This is a genomic window from Streptomyces sp. NPDC048507, assembly GCF_043199995.1.
Taxonomy (GTDB): Bacteria; Actinomycetota; Actinomycetes; order Streptomycetales; family Streptomycetaceae; genus Streptomyces.
Window position 1 is genome coordinate 116,045 of sequence record NZ_JBICWZ010000005.1, and the last position, 17,181, is coordinate 133,225.

General features: G+C 72.6%; 12 protein-coding genes. 4 read left to right on the top strand and 8 right to left on the bottom strand.

The features are described 5' to 3' along the window. The first annotated feature begins 126 nt into the window (after positions 1-126). The gene (locus ACGFXC_RS16530; RefSeq protein ID WP_393713339.1) at positions 127-807 is read left to right on the top strand and encodes a methyltransferase type 11; all 681 of its coding nucleotides are present in this window, start codon (positions 127-129) and stop codon (positions 805-807) included. A 60-nt stretch (positions 808-867) separates the two neighbouring features. On the opposite strand, the gene ftsH is transcribed toward ACGFXC_RS16530, so the two are convergent. From ftsH to ACGFXC_RS16560, 6 genes are all read right to left on the bottom strand, one after another. Then, positions 868-2,694, bottom strand: a complete 1,827-nt coding sequence (gene ftsH, locus ACGFXC_RS16535) for an ATP-dependent zinc metalloprotease FtsH (RefSeq protein WP_393713787.1) — start codon at positions 2,692-2,694, stop codon at positions 868-870. Between the two features lie 231 nt (positions 2,695-2,925). Next, entirely contained in the window at positions 2,926-4,500 is a 1,575-nt protein-coding gene (gene ffh, locus ACGFXC_RS16540; protein WP_393713340.1) for a signal recognition particle protein, read from the bottom strand. 167 nt (positions 4,501-4,667) lie between these two features. Beyond that, positions 4,668-7,115, bottom strand: a complete 2,448-nt coding sequence (locus ACGFXC_RS16545) for a [protein-PII] uridylyltransferase (protein ID WP_393713342.1) — start codon at positions 7,113-7,115, stop codon at positions 4,668-4,670. 17 nt (positions 7,116-7,132) lie between these two features. Next, a complete protein-coding gene (locus tag ACGFXC_RS16550) occupies positions 7,133-7,471 on the bottom strand; it encodes a P-II family nitrogen regulator (RefSeq protein WP_393713344.1) in 339 nt (112 codons plus the stop codon). Next, complete coding sequence (locus ACGFXC_RS16555; RefSeq protein ID WP_393713346.1) at positions 7,468-8,814, bottom strand: ammonium transporter; 1,347 nt, start codon at positions 8,812-8,814, stop codon at positions 7,468-7,470. Before ACGFXC_RS16555 ends, ACGFXC_RS16550 begins: the two co-directional genes overlap by 4 nt. Before the next feature lie 238 nt (positions 8,815-9,052). Further along, entirely contained in the window at positions 9,053-10,543 is a 1,491-nt protein-coding gene (locus ACGFXC_RS16560; protein WP_393713348.1) for a hypothetical protein, read from the bottom strand. A 407-nt stretch (positions 10,544-10,950) separates the two neighbouring features. Between ACGFXC_RS16560 and ACGFXC_RS16565 the strand changes: the two genes are divergently transcribed. Continuing rightward, entirely contained in the window at positions 10,951-11,619 is a 669-nt protein-coding gene (locus ACGFXC_RS16565; RefSeq protein WP_393713350.1) for a bifunctional DNA primase/polymerase, read from the top strand. A 102-nt stretch (positions 11,620-11,721) separates the two neighbouring features. Here ACGFXC_RS16565 and ftsY read toward each other — a convergent pair whose 3' ends face one another. Beyond that, positions 11,722-12,936: a signal recognition particle-docking protein FtsY gene (ftsY, locus tag ACGFXC_RS16570; RefSeq protein WP_393713352.1), complete on the bottom strand. Its 1,215-nt coding sequence runs from the start codon at positions 12,934-12,936 to the stop codon at positions 11,722-11,724. Between the two features lie 143 nt (positions 12,937-13,079). Here ftsY and ACGFXC_RS16575 point away from each other — a divergent pair, with 143 nt between their 5' ends. Both ACGFXC_RS16575 and ACGFXC_RS16580 read left to right on the top strand, forming a co-directional pair. Next, a complete protein-coding gene (locus ACGFXC_RS16575) occupies positions 13,080-14,519 on the top strand; it encodes a cytosine permease (protein ID WP_393713354.1) in 1,440 nt (479 codons plus the stop codon). A gap of 63 nt (positions 14,520-14,582) precedes the next feature. Further along, a complete protein-coding gene (locus tag ACGFXC_RS16580) occupies positions 14,583-15,569 on the top strand; it encodes an LLM class flavin-dependent oxidoreductase (RefSeq protein WP_393713356.1) in 987 nt (328 codons plus the stop codon). A gap of 45 nt (positions 15,570-15,614) precedes the next feature. On the opposite strand, the gene ACGFXC_RS16585 is transcribed toward ACGFXC_RS16580, so the two are convergent. Continuing rightward, positions 15,615-17,048 carry a sugar porter family MFS transporter gene (locus ACGFXC_RS16585; RefSeq protein WP_393713358.1) on the bottom strand — a complete coding sequence of 478 codons (1,434 nt, stop codon included), beginning with the start codon at positions 17,046-17,048 and terminating at the stop codon, positions 15,615-15,617. Between the last annotated feature and the right edge of the window lie 133 nt (positions 17,049-17,181).

Consider the following 17,181-nt stretch of genomic DNA (forward strand, 5'->3'; position numbering starts at 1 on the left):
AATGGTACGGCGCCGGGCGCACCGAGCGTGAATCGGGTGGCGCACTCCTCTGGACGCGGGGGCCAATGGGGAGTTCTCTGGCAACGGGGGCCAGGGGGCGACAAAGGAATCAGGAGCGCTCTTTCGATGACACCGACGCCGACGGCGACGCTCGTCGCCCGGGACTGGGCGGAGATCCAGGAACGGATGCTGGTACCGCTGTACGAGGCGGTCTACGACCGGCTGGAGGTCGGGCCGGGCGACCGGCTGCTGGGCCTCGGCTGCGGGGCCGGTCTGCCGCTGCTGCTGGCCGCCGGCCGGGGCGCCGCCGCCACGGGAGTGGAGGCGGACCCGGCCCGGCGGGCGCTGGCCCGCGAACGGCTGCTGGAGGTGGTGGCCGCTCCCCCGGTGCCCGCCGCGCGGCCCTACGACGTACTGCTGGCCCTCTCGCCCGGCGCCGCCGCCCTGGCGGAGGCGCTGCCCGCGGTCCGGCGGGGCGGAGCGGTGGTGCTGGCGGACTGGGGTCCGGCGGAGCGCTGCACGGTCCCCTCGGTGCTGGGCGGCGGCCCGGTGGCCCGGGACCTGGACGCGCTGGCGGCCGGGGCCGGGCTGCTGCCGGACGGCTCGGGCCGGGTGTTCTGCCCGTTCGGGTACGCGGACGCGGACAGCGCGGTACGGGGGCTGCTGTCGACGGGGCTCTACGACGCGGCGGCCGATCCCGCGCTGGCGGAGAAGGAGCTGTCCGAGGCGCTTCACCCGTACGAGCGGACCGACGGCGCCGTCTGGCTGCCGAACATCTTCCGCTACGTCGTCGCCCGCGTGCGGTAGGCCGGGCGGCGCGGGCCCGCCGGGCGGTGTGCGCCGCCGGGCGGTCCGGGCCCCCCGGCGCTACTTCTCCAGGCGGGTGATCCCGGCCGCCGCGTACGCCGCCTTCTCGTCCAGGGTCTCGTTGGCGAGCAGGGCCTCGGCCAGGGCGTCGAGCTGCGGGCGGTGCTCGCGCAGGACGCGGCAGGCCTCCTCGTAGCAGTCGTCGACGATGCGCCGCATCTCGTGGTCCACCGCGTCGAGGGTGGCGGGGGCGGCGGACAGGCCGTACGGGCTCTGCCCGTCGGAGGGGATCGCGGTCAGCCGGCCCACGCGTTCGCTCATCCCCCAGCGGCCGGCCATGCCGCGGGCGAGGCCGGTGACCTGTTCCAGGTCGCTCTCCGAGCCGGTGGTGATGACCTCGTAGACCACCTGCTCGGCGGCCATGCCGCCCAGCGCGCCGATGATGCGGCCGCGGAGGTAGTCCTCGGTGTACGCGTACCGGTCGGCGTCCGGGGCCGAGAGGGTGACGCCGAGGGCCCGGCCGCGGGGGACGATGGTGATCTTGCGTACGGGGTCGGCGCCGGGCCTGAGCATGCCCAGCAGGGCGTGGCCGCTCTCGTGGTAGGCTGTACGGCGGCGCTCGTCCTCGGGCATCACCAGCGACCGCTCCGCCCCCAGCTGCACCTTCTCCAGGGCGTCGGACAGGTCCGCCGGGCCGACCTGCGCGCGGCCGCGCTTGACGGCGAGGAGGGCGGCCTCGTTGGCGAGGTTGGCCAGTTCGGCGCCGGTCATGCCCGGGGTGGTGCGGGCGACCTGGTCCAGGTCCACGTCCGGGGCGAGCGGGATGTCGCGGGTGTGGATGCGCAGGATGGCCGCGCGCCCGGCGCGGTCGGGCGGCGAGACGACGACCGTGCGGTCGAAGCGGCCGGGCCGGGTCAGCGCCGGGTCCAGGACGTCGGCCCGGTTGGTGGCGGCCAGCACGATCACGCCCTCGGAGCCGGAGAAGCCGTCCATCTCGGTGAGGATCTGGTTGAGGGTCTGTTCGCGTTCGTCGTGGCCGCCCATGCCGGCGCCCGCGCCCCGGGCCCGGCCGATGGTGTCGATCTCGTCGATGAAGATGATCGCGGGGGCCACCTTGCGGGCCTCGGAGAAGAGCTCGCGCACCCGGGAGGCGCCGACGCCGACGATCATCTCGATGAACTCGGAGGCGGACGCCGAGAAGAAGGGCACCCCGGCCTCTCCGGCCACGGCGCGCGCCAGCAGGGTCTTGCCGGTTCCGGGCGGCCCGGCGAGCAGGACCCCGCGCGGCATCCGGGCGCCCATCCGGCGGTACTGCTCGGGGTTCTTGAGGAAGTCGACGACGTCGTTGAGCTCGCCCTCGACCTCGTCGATGCCCGCCACGTCCTCGAAGGTGGTGCGCTCGGTCCCGGCCAGTTCGACCGGTTTGGGCGGGGTCTTGCGGCCGAGGCCGCCCATGCCGCCGCCCATCCCCGCGCTCATCCGGCGGGCGATGAACACCCACAGGACGACCAGGAGCAGCATGGGGGCGAGCGAGAGCAGCAGATTGGCGAGGAAGCTGCGCTGTTCGACGACCGGTGAGGCCGTCACGGTGACCTGGTGCTGGGTGAGGTTGGCCCAGAGCTGGTCGTCCGCGAAGGCGGGGCGCTGGGTGACGAACTTGGTGTAGTCGCCCTTCCCGCCGGGGACGGGCTGCTTGCCCTTGAGTTCGCCCTGGATCGCGTCGCCCTTGGAGTAGATCTTCTCCACGTTGCCGGCGGCGACCTGCTTGCTGAACTCCGTGTACGAGATGACCGGCTCGTCGCCCTCGTTGAAGAACGACAGCACCACGTTGGCGATCAGGTAGACGATCAGGGCGGCGAGGACCAGTCCGCGCCAGCCGCCGGGCATCCGCTTCTTGGGCGGCGGGGCGGGCGGGGCGCCTTCCGAGCGCCAGGGGGTGTCGGCCCGGTCGCGCGGCGGTACGGGGGTGGGGCTGGGCACGGGGGCCTCCTTATGCCGTCTCCTCCCGGCCGACCATAGGCGACAAACAGGACGCATGCCCCCGCAGGAACGAGAGGGCCCCGGCCGTGCGCGTGCACGGCCGGGGCCCTCTTCGCGTACCGGGTACGCCCGCCCGGTCTACTTCATGAACTTCTTGAACTCGTCCGGCAGGTCGAAGTCCTGACCGGCCTGGCCGCCCGCGGGGAGGCCGAACGGGTTGCCGCCGGCGGCGGGCTCGGCCGGCGTCTGCGGACCCTGCTCGCGCCGGGCCGCGGCCGCGGCCTCCTCTTCCTTGCGCTTCATCGGGTTGCCGCTCTTGCGCTTGCCCTTGGCCTGCTTGATCTGCTTCTTCTGCCGGCCGGGACCGCCGCCCATGCCCGGGATGCCCGGCATTCCGGGCATGCCGCCGCCCTGGGCCATGCGGGACATCATCTTGCGGGCCTCGAAGAACCGCTCGACGAGGCTCTTGACGGCGCTGACCTCGACGCCGGAACCCTTGGCGATGCGGGCGCGGCGCGAGCCGTTGATGATGTGCGGGTCGTGCCGCTCGGCCGGGGTCATCGACTTGATGATCGCGGCGGTGCGGTCCACGTCGCGCTCGTCGATGTTGTTGATCTGGTCCTTGATCTGGCCCATGCCCGGGAGCATGCCGAGCAGCTTGGAGATGGAGCCCATCTTGCGGACCTGCTCCATCTGGGCCAGGAAGTCGTCGAGCGTGAACTCCTTGGGACCCTTGGCGAGCTTGGCCGCCATCTTCTCGGCCTCGGCCTGCGAGAAGGTCTTCTCGGCCTGCTCGATCAGGGTGAGCATGTCACCCATGTCGAGGATCCGGCCCGCCATGCGGTCGGGGTGGAAGGCGTCGAACTCGTCGAGCTTCTCGCCGTTCGAGGCGAACATGATCTGCTTGCCGGTGACGTGCGCGATCGACAGCGCGGCACCGCCGCGGGCGTCGCCGTCGAGCTTGGAGAGCACCACGCCGTCGAAGCCGACGCCGTCGCGGAAGGCCTCGGCGGTGTTGACCGCGTCCTGGCCGATCATGGCGTCGACGACGAAGAGGATCTCGTCCGGGCTGACGGCGTCGCGGATGTCCGCGGCCTGCTGCATCAGCTCGGCGTCGATGCCGAGGCGGCCGGCGGTGTCGACGACGACGATGTCGTACTGCTTGGTGCGCGCGTACTCGACCGAGTCCTTCGCGACCTGGACCGGGTCGCCGACGCCGTTGCCGGGCTGGGGCGCGTAGACCGCGACGCCCGCGCGCTCGGCGACCACGGACAGCTGGTTGACGGCGTTGGGGCGCTGGAGGTCACAGGCGACCAGCAGCGGGGAGTGGCCCTGGCCCTTCAGCCAGAGGCCGAGCTTTCCGGCCAGCGTGGTCTTGCCGGCGCCCTGGAGGCCGGCCAGCATGATCACGGTGGGCGCGGTCTTGGCGAAGCGCAGCCGGCGGGTCTCGCCGCCGAGGATGGAGACCAGCTCGTCGTTGACGATCTTCAGGACCTGCTGGCCGGGGTTCAGCGCCTTGCTGACCTCCTCGCCACGGGCCCTTTCCTTGACGTTCGCGATGAAGGAGCGGACGACGGGAAGCGCGACGTCGGCCTCGAGGAGGGCGATACGGATTTCCCGCGCCGCAGCGTCGATGTCCTGCTCGGAGAGGCGGCCTTTGCCCCGCAGGGACTTGAAGGTCGCGCTGAGGCGGTCGGAAAGCGTATCGAACACGGTGGTCGCGATTCCTCGGGTCGGGGGCGTGGTGGTCGTCCCCCAGGGTATCGGGCCACGCCGCCTGCCCGGCCCTGCGGGCGCATTTCTGCCCGGCACCGCCCCCCGCGGGCCCCCACGGCCGCCTCCCAGGGCCCCGGACGGGGGTACGGGAGGCGGGCCGGGGCCTACGACAGGGCCGCCGCCACCGCCGCGGCCAGGGCGGCGGCGTCGGGAGCGGGCAGGGGTTTGCCGTCGGTGTCGACCACGTAGAGGGTGTCCACGGCGTTGGCGCCGAGCGTCGAGACGTGGGCGCTGCGCACCCGGACCCCGCAGGCTTCCAGGGCGCGCCCGATCCGGTGCAGCAGCCCCACCGCGTCGGGCGCCCGCACCTCCAGGACGGTGGCCAGCGAGGAGACGTCCGGGACCACCGCGACCCGGGGAGGCGGCGGGACCACCCCGCGCCGCCGGGGGTACGCCGCCTCGCGGTCGGCCAGCTTCGCCGGGACGTCCAACGAGCCGTCCAGCGCCCGGAGCAGGTCGGTCCGCAGCTGGGCGGCCTGCGGCAGCGACCCGTACTCGGCGGCCACCCGCCAGCGCAGCACCAGGGCCTCGCCCAGCCGGTCGGGGAGTTCCAGGAAGCGCAGCTCGGCCGCCCGTACGGTCAGCCGGTGCAGTGCCAGGACCCCGGCCGCCGCCGGGAGCACCCCGGGCTGGTCCGGGACGGCGACGACGAGTTCGGCCCCGACCGCGTCGTCCTCCTCCCGGCGGGCGTGCAGCGCGAGCACCGGCTCCCCGGTGCGCAGGGCCTCCACGGCGAGGCGTTCCTGTGCGGTGCTCGGGATCTCCGGCTCGGCGGGGGCGGGGGCGGCGCCGCTCAGCAGCGCGGCGACCCGGGAGACGAGGTCGGCCACGAGGGAGCCGCGCCAGGTGCTCCAGGCCGCGGGCCCGGTGGCGAGCGCGTCGGCCTCGGTGAGGGCGTGCAGCACCTCCAGGGTGGCGGTGGAGCCGACGGCCTCGGCGACGGCCTTGACCGTCGCGGGGTCGTCGAGGTCGCGCCGGGTCGCGGTGTCGACCAGCAGCAGGTGGTGGCGTACGAGGGTGGCCAGCACGGCGGCGTCCTCGTGGCCGAAGCCGAGCCGGGCGGCCGTGTCCCGGGCGATGGTCTCGCCGGCCACCGAGTGGTCCCCGGGCCAGCCCTTGCCGATGTCGTGCAGCAGGGCCGCCATCAGCAGCAGGTCGGGGCGGCCCACCCGGCGGGTCAGCGCGGAGGCCCGTACGGCCGTCTCGATGAGGTGGCGGTCCACGGTCCAGGTGTGCACCGGGTTGCGCTGCGGCCGGCAGCGCACCCGTTCCCAGTCGGGGAGCAGCCGGGTGATCAGCCCCTCGGCCTCCAGCGCCTCCCACACGGCCACCGTGGGCTCCCCGGCGCCCAGCAGGGTGAGGAGCTGTTCCCGGGCCTCCGCCGGCCAGGGGACGGGCAGCGGCCTGCCCTGGGCCGCGAGGCGGCGTACGGCGTGCAGCGAGACGGGCAGGCCCGCCTGGGCGGCGGCCGCGGCGAAGCGCAGGGGCAGTACGGGGTCACGGTCCGGGCGGGCCGCGAGTGCCAGTACGGCCTCGCCGTCGGACTCCACCACGCCCTCGGCGAGCGGCGCCCGCGGGGCGGCGGGCGCCCCCCGGGCGGCGAGCAGTCCGCGCAGCCGGGGCCGGGCCGCGCGGGCCCGCAGGACCCGGCCGACCTCGCGCCAGGTCACGTCGCCGGCGTAGGAGATCACCCGGGCGGCCTCGTACACCTCGCGCAGCAGCGCGTCCGCGTCGAGCAGCCCCAGCCGGGCGGCGACCTGGGGCTGCTCCTGGAGGGCGAGCCGGTCGGTGGCCCGGCCGGTCACCAGGTGCAGCGCGTCCCGCGCGTCCAGCAGCCGCCGCCGGGCGTCGGCGAGTCCCTCGCGGGGGGCGTCGGCCAGCCAGGAGGCGGCGACGGCGCGCAGCGCGGTGGCGTCGCGCAGCCCGCCGCGGGCTTCCTTCAGGTCGGGTTCCAGCAGGAAGCGCAGCTCTCCGGCCCGTTCGGCCCGTTCCAGGCACAGGGCGTGCAGTTCGGGGAGCCGCCGCAGCGCCTGGTTGCGCCAGTCGGCCAGGACCGAGGTGCGCACCCCGGCGAGGAGCCCGGCGTCCCCGGCGACGAGCCGCGCGTCCAGCAGTCCGAGGTGGGCCTTGAGGTCCTCGGCGGCGGTCTTGCGGGCCTCGGCCGGGGTCCGCACGGAGTGGTCCAGGGACAGCCCGAGGTCCCAGACGGGGTACCAGAGGCGGTCGGCGAGGGCGCTCAGCGCGGCGGGCCGGGCCTTGCCGTCGTGGAGCAGCAGCAGATCGAGGTCGCTGCGCGGGGAGAGCTCCCCGCGCCCGTAGCCGCCGACGGCGACGAGGGCGGCGCCCCGTACGCCGGCGTCCCGGGCCGCGGTGGTGAACAGGGCGTTCAGCCACCGGTCGGAGAGTGTGGACAGGGCGGAACGCCGGGCGGGCCCGGACCGCGTCTCCTCCTGGAGGAGCCGCAGCCGGGCCGCGGCGTAGCCGCCGGGTCCCGGACCGTCCGGGCGGCCCGGGCCGGCCGTGCCGTCGGTGGTGTCTTCGAGGCTCGTCACCCGGGGGCTCCCGTCACCTAGAGCGCGTCGGCGCCGCGCTCGCCGGTGCGGACCCGGACGACCGAGTCCACGGGGACGCTCCACACCTTGCCGTCGCCGATCTTGCCGGTGCTGGCGGCGCTCACGATGACGGAGATCAGTTCCTCGGCGTCGGCGTCGTCGACGAGCACCTCGATGCGGATCTTCGGTACGAGGTCGACGGTGTACTCGGCGCCCCGGTAGACCTCGGTGTGGCCGCGCTGGCGCCCGTAGCCGCTGGCTTCGGAGACGGTCAGTCCCTGGACCCCGAAGGCGTGGAGGGCTTCCTTGATCTCGTCCAGCTTGTAGGGCTTGACGATCGCGGTGATCAGCTTCATGCGTCGACCTTCTTGCTCGCTGCGGGGGCGGAGGCGGGGGCGGTGGTGCTCCGGGAGGAGATGCCGCCGCCCGCTCCGCTGAAGTCGTAGGCGGTCTCGGCGTGCTCGTGCTGGTCGATGCCGGAGACCTCCACGTCCTCGGATACCCGCATCCCGATGGTCTTGTCGAGGAGGAAGGCCAGGACGGCGGAGACGACGAGGGAGTAGGCGAGGACCGAGAACACCCCGACGGCCTGCTTGCCGAGCTGGGCCAGGCCGCCGCCGTAGAAGAGGCCGGCCGCGTCGGACTGGACCCCGCCGGTGGCGAAGAGGCCGACGAGCAGGGAGCCGGCGATGCCGCCGACGAGGTGGACGCCGACCACGTCGAGGGAGTCGTCGTAGCCGAAGCGGTACTTCAGGCCGACGGCCATGGCGCAGAGCACTCCGGCGATGGCGCCGACCGCGATCGCGCCGAGCGGGCTGACGGAGCCGCCCGCGGGGGTGATGGCGACGAGACCGGCGACCGCGCCGGAGGCGGCGCCCAGGGTGGTGAAGGAGCCGTGGCGGAGCTTCTCGTAGCCGAGCCAGGCGAGCATGGCGGCGGCGGTGGCGACCTGGGTGTTGACGAACATGACCGCGCCGACGCCGTCGTCGTTGCCGAGCCAGGATCCGGCGTTGAAGCCGAACCAGCCGAACCACAGCAGACCGGCGCCGAGCATCACGAGGGGCAGGCTGTGCGGGCGCATCGGGTCCTTCTTGAAGCCGACGCGCTTGCCGATGACGAGGATGACGCCCAGCGCCGCGGCGCCCGCGTTGATGTGGACGGCGGTGCCGCCGGCGAAGTCGATGACGCCGAGCTCGAAGAGCCAGCCGCCGGCGCCCCAGACCCAGTGGGCGACGGGGAAGTAGACGACGGTGACCCACAGGGCGGAGAACAGCACCCAGGCGCTGAACTTCACGCGGTCGGCGAGGGCGCCGCTGATCAGGGCCGGGGTGATGACGGCGAACATCAGCTGGAAGACGGCGAAGACGTAGACCGGGATCGTGTAGCCGTCCCACAGCTCGGTGATCCCGATGCCGCTGAGGCCGACGTAGTCGGAGTTCCAGCCGATGAGGGAGCCGGAGTCGGTGCCGAAGGCGAGGCTGAAGCCGAACAGGACCCACAGGATCGTGACGATCCCGAGGCTGATGAAGCTCATCATCAGCATGTTGAGGCTGCTCTTGACGCGGACCATGCCTCCGTAGAAGAAGGCGAGTCCCGGGGTCATCAGCATGACCAGGGCGGAGCAGATGAGCATGAACCCGGTGTTCGCGGCAGACAGGGTCGGGGCGTCTGCCGCGAGGGTCGTGATGGCTGATGCCATCGGCGTCTCCTCGTCGTCGGTACGTTCGCGTGCGGGCGAGCGTGAAAACCTGAGCGGCGCAAGGCGTAGGCCGGGGGGCTGGCCTGGGGACTGGCCGGTTATGAGCCCTGAGGTTCGCGCAGGCCGGTTTCCGGCGGCGCCGCTGGGTGTTTCGCCGCGATGACGAAGAGGTCGTGCGTGTTACACGTCAATGAACGGAACTCGAAGGCTCCTGGAGCCCCCGGGAGGGGCGGACCGCCTAGACCGCCTCGGCGGCCTCGGGCAGCCGGGAGGCGAGCAGGTCGGTGAGGCGGACCACCTCGGCGACGTCGCCGTATTCACGGGCGGCGCTGTCGACGGTCTTGCGGAGCCGGTTGTTCACCCGTTCGGAGCGCACCTTTCGCGCCACGTCGAGGGCCTGGTCCACGAGGAGCGTGGCCTGCTCGGGTTCCCGCTGGAGGAGGTGGACGGTGGCCATGCCGATGAGGTTCAGGGCGTAGGAGCGCTGGTGCTCGTCGTCCTTGGAGAAGAGGTCGACGGCCCGCTGCATCACCGGCTCGGCGAGCGAGGCGTAGGTGGGGCTGCGCCCGGCGACGTAGGCCAGGTCGCGGTACGAGTGGGAGTTCTCGCCGTTGAGCTCGGCCTCGGAGAAGAAGCGGATCCAGTCGGGCTCGGGCTCGCCGTCGAAGCCGACGTCGGAGAAGGTGTCCTCGGCCATGCGCACGGCCCGCTTGCAGCGGCTGGGCTGTCCCATGTTGGCGTAGGCGCGGGCCTCCATCGCGTACAGCATGGCCTGGGTGCGCGGTCCGGCGCAGTCGCGGCTGCCGTACTGGGCGAGGTGGACGAGCTCCAGGGCGTCCTCGGGCCGTCCGAGGTGGATCATCTGGCGGCTCATGCTGGAGAGGATGTACGACCCGAGCGGTTTGTCGCCGCCCTCCTTCGCGGCGTGCAGCGCGAGGACGAAGTACTTCTGGGCGGTCGGGTGCAGGCCGATGTCGTAGCTCATCCAGCCGGCGAGTTCGGAGAGCTCCGCGGCGACCTTGAAGAGCCGCTTCATGACCGGGGCCGGGTGGTTCTCCTGGAGCAGGTCGGTGACCTCGTGCAGTTGCCCGACGACGGCCTTGCGGCGCAGTCCGCCGCCGCACTGGGCGTCCCACTGCCGGAACATCACGGTGGTGGCCTCCAGCAGGCCGAGTTCCGGTTCGGAGAGCCGGGGCGGCCGGTGTCCGGCGGCGCCCGCCGCACCGCCCCCCTCCCGCGATCCCGGGTCGGCGGCCGGGACGGGGACGAGCCAGCGCTGCATGGGCTCGATGAGGGCGGGGCCGGCGGAGAGGGCGAGGGAGGTCCCGAGGAAGCCCCGGCGGGCCAGCATGAGGTCGCTGCGGGAGAACTCGCTGAGCAGCTCCACCGTCTGCGGGCCAGCCCACGGCAGGTCGACCCCGGAGACGGAGGGGGTCTGGTGGGCGGTGCGCAGGCCGAGCTGCTCGATGGCGACGACGGACCCGAAGCGCTCGGAGAACAGCTCGGAGAGGATGCGGGGCACCGGTTCGCGGGGCTGCTCGCCGTCGAGCCAGCGGCGCACCCGGGAGGTGTCGGTGCTGATGTGGTGGGCGCCCATCTGGCGGGCGCGACGGTTCACCTGGCGGGCGAGTTCGCCCTTGGACCAGCCGCTGCGGACGAACCACGAGGTCAGCTGGTCGTTCCGGTCGGCGGCCTCGCCACTCGTTCCGCTTGCGCCGCTGCCGCTCACTGGAACGCCCCCATCCTGCATCGCCTCTTCACCACGAACCCTGACCGGAGCGGGTGGCGCCGCCGGGGACCTTCACAGGTCCTTCACAGATTGCCTCCGGCATACCCACGGCCGGGTCCGTCCTACGGGTTCGTGCACCGAAAGTAATCCTACGATCACCCCTGCCGCGAGGTCGATCCCGGAAACGCCACCATTCGCCACCCCTTCGAATGAACTCCCCACCGGCCAGGCGCGATTCACTTGACACCGAGGCGAAACGGAACGGTTGGACGGGAGTGCGCACGGGGCGCGCGCGGCGAGGAGTGCGCCGGGCGGCCCCGGTGGAGGGCGCACCGCACCCGTCCGCCGACCGGTCCCGCCGACGTCGTAACCACCGGCGCGTCCGACCCGTTGGAGGGGGCATGGGCATGGGCTTCACGATCGGCGGCAGCCGCGGCACCAAGGAGTTCCGTTCCGGCGTCCGGCGCCGCGGCCGGACTTCGGAGTGCACGACGGTGGCGGAGTACACGGGACTGTGGGGCTGGGCCGCGGTCCCCGGCGCCCGGGCCGCGGCCCCGGGCCGCGACTGCTCCTGCGGTCATACGAACTGCCCCGCGCCGGGGGCGCATCCGCTCGACTTCGCTCCCACCGTTCCCGGCGGCGCCACCCTGGACGAGGTCGCCGAAGTGTGGGGCGAGTACCCGGGCGCGGCGATCCTGCTCCCCGTGGGCCCCGCCTTCGACGTGATCGAGGTGTCCGAGGAGGCCGGCCGGCGCGCCCTGGTCCGGATGGAACGCATGGGGCTGCCGCTGGGCCCGGTGACGGTGACCCCGGACGGCCGCGCGCAGTTCTTCGTCGCCCCGGGGGCGGCCGCCGGGCTGCCGCAGCTGCTGTACCGGATGGGCTGGGACGACGCCGATCTGGACCTGCGCGCCCTGGGCCACGGCTCCTTCCTGACCGCTCCGCCCAGCGACCACGCGGGCCTGGGCCCGGCCGGCTGGCTGCGCGGCCCCGCGCTGGACTGCGCCGGCGGGCCCCCGCAGGCCCGGCTGCTGCTGGGCACCCTCGCCTACACCTGCCACCGCTTCAGGGCCTGACCCCCGCCCCCACGATCGCCAGTGCCCCCGCATCCGGCGCGGATGCGGGGGCACTGGTACGCGTAAGGGCGGCTGATCCCGGAGCCGGGCCTCAGTCGCCGGTCAGTCGCCGATGAGGGCGTCGACGAACGCCTCCGGCTCGAAGGGGGCCAGGTCGTCCGCGCCCTCGCCGAGGCCGATGAGCTTGACGGGAACGCCCAGCTCGCGCTGGACGGCGATGACGATGCCGCCCTTGGCGGTGCCGTCGAGCTTGGTCAGCACGATGCCGGTGATGTCGACGACCTCGGCGAAGACGCGCGCCTGGGTCAGGCCGTTCTGGCCGGTGGTGGCGTCGAGGACGAGCAGCACCTCGTCCAGCGGGCCGTGCTTCTCGACGACCCGCTTGACCTTGCCGAGCTCGTCCATGAGGCCGGTCTTGGTGTGCAGGCGGCCGGCGGTGTCGATGAGCACGACGTCCGCACCCTCGGCGATGCCCTCCTTGACAGCGTCGAACGCGATGGAGGCGGGGTCGCCGCCCTCGGGGCCGCGCACGGTGCGCGCCCCGACCCGCTCACCCCAGGTCTGGAGCTGGTCGGCGGCGGCGGCGCGGAAGGTGTCCGCGGCGCCGAGGACCACGCTGCGGCCGTCGGCGACGAGCACGCGGGCCAGCTTGCCGGTGGTGGTGGTCTTGCCGGTGCCGTTGACGCCGACGACCATCACGACGGCCGGGGTGTCGACGCCGCTCTCGGTCTTCACGGCACGGTCGAAGTCGGTGCCCAGCAGGGTCACCAGCTCTTCCTTCAGCAGCGCGCGCAGCTCGGCGGGGGACCGGGTGCCGAGCACCTTGACCCGCTCGCGGAGCCGCTCCACCAGCTCCTGGGTGGGCGCGACACCGACGTCGGCGATGAGGAGGGTCTCCTCGATCTCCTCCCAGGTGTCCTCGTCGAGGTGCTCGCGGGAGAGCAGCGTGAGCAGTCCCTTGCCGAGCGAGTTCTGGGACCGGGCGAGCCGGGCGCGCAGCCGGACCAGGCGGCCGGCGGTGGGCTCGGGCACCTCGATCTCGGGCGCCGCGACCACCGGGTCCTCGATGGCGACCGGCGACTCGGTGGCCGGCTCCGCCTCCGGGAGCCCGACCTCCTCGATGGTGCGGCGCGGCTCTTGCGCCGTCTCTACGGCGTCCTCCCCCACCTGCGGTTCGGCAGGCGGGGCAGTGATGGTCGGCGTGCTCGGCGGCGCCGTGGGGGGCAGCTGCTTCTTCTTGCGGCTGCTGACCACGAGCCCGCTGATCGCGCCGACCGCGACCAGGGCGATGACTACAGCAAGGATCAGGATTTCCATAACCACCCCAGTATCGGCCACGAGCCGCCCCGGACCTCGGACCTTGGATGTTCCCACCAGGCCGTAAGCCTCTATTTGTTGTTTTAACGACAAATCTACGATGATGGACGACTTGCCCCGACCCTCCCCCACCGGAGTACCGCATGCCTGCCGAAGAGACCTCCGTCGAGACCCGCGGTCTGGAGCCCGTCCCCGACGCGGAGCGCGGCGGCCGGGTCCGCGAGCTCGTCCCCACCTGGGTGGCCGCGAACATCAGCGTGCTGCTGCTCACCATGGGTGCGGGACTGGTGATCTTCAACAAGCTGAACATCTGGCAGGTGCTCGTCGTCGCGGTCGCCGCCCCCGTGGTCTCGTACGGGATGGTCGGCCTCATCTCCATCGCCGGAAAGCGCGGCGGGTCGCCCGGCATGGCCCTCTCGCGGGCCGTGTTCGGCCAGCGCGGCAACCTCTTCCCGGGCGCCCTGATCTGGGTGGCCCGCTGGGGCTGGGAGACGATCAACGCCGTCAGCGGCGCCTATGCCGTGCTGACCGTCCTCGATCTGCTCTTCGGCATCAAGAGCAACACCCCCCTCATCGTCATCACCCTGCTCTTCTTCGTGGGCTGCACCTTCGTGGTCTCGGGACTCGGCATCAACGCGCTGCGCGTCTGCTCGAAGTGGTCGACGTACCTGTTCGGCGCGTTCAGCGTGCTGGTCCTCGGCTACCTGCTCTTCACCACCGACTGGTCCGCCGTCTTCGGCAAGCCGGCCGGTTCGACGGCGATGATGATCGCGGGCATCGGCACCATCGCGGCGGGCGGCATCAGCTGGGTGCCCTCCGGCCCGGACTTCACCCGCTACCTGCCCCGCACCGCCTCCTCCAGGGGACTGGTCGGCGCGACGATCGGCGGCGCGGGCGTGGTCGTCCTGCCGATGGTGCTGATGGGCGCGGTCATGGCCGTCGGCACTCCGGACCTGGCCACGGCCCAGGACCCGGTCTCCTTCATCGGCGAGCTGCTGCCGACCTGGATCGCGGTCCCGTACCTGCTCATCGCCCTCATCGGCATGCTGCTGATCAACTCGATGTCCATGTACTCGGCCGGGTTCACCGCCCAGACCCTGGGCATCAAGGTCCCCCGCGCCTGGGCGGTCAGCGTCAACGCGGTCATCAGCCTCGTCTGCGGGTTCCTGCTGATGGTCGTCGCCACCAGCTTCTTCGGTTCCTTCATCTCCTTCCTGACCCTGCTGGCCGTGGCCTTCTCCGCCTGGATCGGCGTCTTCGGCGTGGACATGCTGCGCCGCACCTCCTACGACGGCGCCGCCCTGCTGGACACCACCCCGGGCAGCGCCTACTGGTACCGGGGCGGATTCGCCTGGCAGGCGATGACGGCCTGGGGATCCGCCCTGGTGGCGGGGCTGCTGTTCACCAAGGTGGACTGGTTCAGCGGGCCGCTGGCTTCGACCTGGATCGGCGAGAACGGCCTCGGCTGGGTGACCGGCGTCCTGACCTCCGGCGTGCTGTACGCCGTACTGCCGCGCACCGCGGCCCCTGCGGGGCGGGGGCCCGCCGAGGAGCCCGAGCCGGTCGGATCCCTGTCCAACTGACGCTTCGTCAGCTAGCGTCCCCCTTCGCCCGCCCACCCACCTCCGGCGAAGGGGGACCGCCCCATGCCCATCACCGTGGCCCGGTTCAATCTGGTCGACCCGAACGGCACTCCCGAGACCCTTTCCGCCCGCTACCGGGCGGCCCTGGAGATGGCGAAGTACGCGGACGACCGCGGGATCGACACCATCCAGACGGAGGAGCACCACGGCACCGCCAACAACTGGCTGCCCTCCCCCTTCGCCTTCGCGGGCGCGGTGTTCGGCGCCACCCGCCGGATCGCGGTCACCGTCTCGGCGATCATCGGCCCGCTCTACGATCCGCTCCGGGCCGCCGAGGACATCGCGGTGCTGGACCTGCTGAGCGGCGGCCGGCTGGTGACGGTGGCGGGCATCGGCTACCGCCCCGAGGAGTACGAGCAGCAGGGCGTGGAGTGGGGCCGGCGCGGCCGCCTCCAGGACGAGCTGCTGGAGACCCTGCTGAAGGCGTGGACCGGCGAACCCTTCGTCTTCCGCGGCCGCACCGTACGCGTCACCCCGCGCCCCCTGACCCGGCCGCACCCCCTGCTCCTGGTCGGCGGGAGCTCCGAGGCCGCGGCCCGGCGCGCGGCCCGGCTCGGGCTGCCCTTCTTCCCCAGCGCCCACCTGCCGGAGCTGGAGGCCTACTACCGGGCGCGGCTGGCGGAGTACGGCACCGAGGGGTTCTGCATGATGCCCGCCGCCGAGACCCCGCTGCTGCACATCGCCGAGGACCCGGACCGGGTCTGGGCCCAGTACGGGGAACGGTTCCTGCACGAGGCCGGGATGTACGCCTCCTGGCAGTCCAAGGACATCCGCAGCGCCGTGCGCTCGGGCGCCCGCTCGGTGGCCGAGCTGCGCGCCGAGGGCGTCTACCGGGTGCTGACCCCGGACGAGGCGGTGGCGTACGCCCGGAGCGCGGGCGAGACGGGGAACCTGGTGCTGCACCCGCTGTGCGGAGGGATGCCCGTGGACGAGGGCTGGCGCAGCCTCCAGCTGCTGTGCGAACGGGTGCTGCCCCGGCTCAAGGACTGAGCCGGGGCAGCACCCGTGGAGGAGAGGGGTGGTGGCGGGGGATGGTTACCCCATCTCCTCCAACGCCTTGCCCTTGGTCTCCGGCACCCACTTGAGGATGAAGGGGATCGAGAGCACGGCGAAGACCGCGTAGATGACGTAGGCGCCGGAGAGGTTCCAGTCCGAGAGGGTCGGGAACGACACCGTGATGACCCAGTTGGCGATCCACTGGGCGGCGGCGGCCACGCCGAGGGCGGCGGCGCGGATGCGGCCCGGGAACATCTCGCCGAGCAGCACCCAGACCACCACGCCCCACGAGAGGGCGAAGAAGAGGACGAAGCAGTTCGCCGCGATCAGGGCGACGAGCCCCTGGGCGTGCGGCAGGGCGATCTCGCCGCCGCTGGTGTCCTTGTAGGAGAAGGCCCAGGCGGCGAGCCCGAGGGAGATCGCCATGCCCACGGAGCCGATGAGGGCCAGCGGCTTGCGGCCGATCCGGTCCACGAAGAGCATCGCGATCACCGTACCGATGATGTTCACGACCGAGGTCTCGAAGGAATACAGGAACGAGGAGCTCGGGTCGATGCCCACCGACTGCCACAGCGAGGAGCTGTAGTAGAAGATCACGTTGATGCCGACGAGCTGCTGGAAGACCGACAGGCCGATGCCGATCCAGACGATCGGCAGGAAGCCGAAGCGGCCGCCGAGGAGGTCCTTGAAGGTGGACTTGACCTCGGAGTGGATGGCGCTGTCGATCTCGCGGACCCGGGCGTCGGCGTCGATGCCCTCGCCCTCGACCTCGCGCAGCACCGTCTTGGCCTTCTCCATGCGGCCGACCGAGACGAGGAAGCGCGGGGACTCGGGGATGGCGAAGGACAGCAGGCCGTAGAGCACGGCCGGGACGACCATGACGCCGAGCATCCACTGCCAGGCTTCCAGGCCGGCGATCTCGCCGCGCTGGTCGCCGCCGGCGAGGTTGAGGATGCCCCAGTTGACCAGCTGCGAGACGGCGATGCCGATGACGATGGCGGCCTGCTGGAAGGAGGCGAGCCGGCCGCGGTAGGCGGGCGGCGAGACTTCGGCGATATAGGCGGGGCCGATCACCGAGGCCATGCCGATGCCGAAGCCGCCGATGACGCGCCACACGGCGAGGTCCCAGAGGGCGAACGGCAGGGCCGAGCCGATGGCGCTCGCGGTGAAGAGGACGGCCGCGATCTGCATGCACCGGATACGGCCGATCCGGTCGGCGATGCGGCCGGCGGTGGCGGCGCCGAGGGCGCAGCCGATGAGGGCGGCGGCGATCACCTGGGCGAGGGTGGCGGAGCCGACGTCGAACCGGTCCCGGATCGCCTCGACCGCTCCGTTGATGACGGAACTGTCGTAGCCGAAGAGGAATCCGCCCATGGCCGCGGCGGCGGTGATGAAGATGACGTGCCCGAGGTGGTCGGGCTGCCCGGAGCCTGCGCCGCCGGGCGTCGGTGCCTTCGCTGTGCTGCTGGTCAAGGTGTGCTCCGTGGGGGGTTCGTCCGTTCTCCTAGTGGCGCACAGGTCAAGATCGGGCACCACCGGAAGCCGGGAGACAGCGGAGCGAGCCTATTCGTTCATTTCCTGAAGTCAATAGCGGATGTGAAAGTCA

What these genes read in the sequence shown, in the direction of transcription:
- ACGFXC_RS16580 (WP_393713356.1), top strand. Translation starts at nt 14,583, where the DNA reads ATGCCCATCACCGTGGCCCGGTTCAATCTGGTCGACCCGAACGGCACT.
- ACGFXC_RS16555 (WP_393713346.1), bottom strand. Translation starts at nt 8,814, where the DNA reads ATGGCATCAGCCATCACGACCCTCGCGGCAGACGCCCCGACCCTGTCT.
- ftsH (WP_393713787.1), bottom strand. Translation starts at nt 2,694, where the DNA reads ATGCCCGGCGGCTGGCGCGGACTGGTCCTCGCCGCCCTGATCGTCTAC.
- ACGFXC_RS16565 (WP_393713350.1), top strand. Translation starts at nt 10,951, where the DNA reads ATGGGCTTCACGATCGGCGGCAGCCGCGGCACCAAGGAGTTCCGTTCC.
- ACGFXC_RS16530 (WP_393713339.1), top strand. Translation starts at nt 127, where the DNA reads ATGACACCGACGCCGACGGCGACGCTCGTCGCCCGGGACTGGGCGGAG.
- ftsY (WP_393713352.1), bottom strand. Translation starts at nt 12,936, where the DNA reads ATGGAAATCCTGATCCTTGCTGTAGTCATCGCCCTGGTCGCGGTCGGC.
- ACGFXC_RS16550 (WP_393713344.1), bottom strand. Translation starts at nt 7,471, where the DNA reads ATGAAGCTGATCACCGCGATCGTCAAGCCCTACAAGCTGGACGAGATC.
- ACGFXC_RS16575 (WP_393713354.1), top strand. Translation starts at nt 13,080, where the DNA reads ATGCCTGCCGAAGAGACCTCCGTCGAGACCCGCGGTCTGGAGCCCGTC.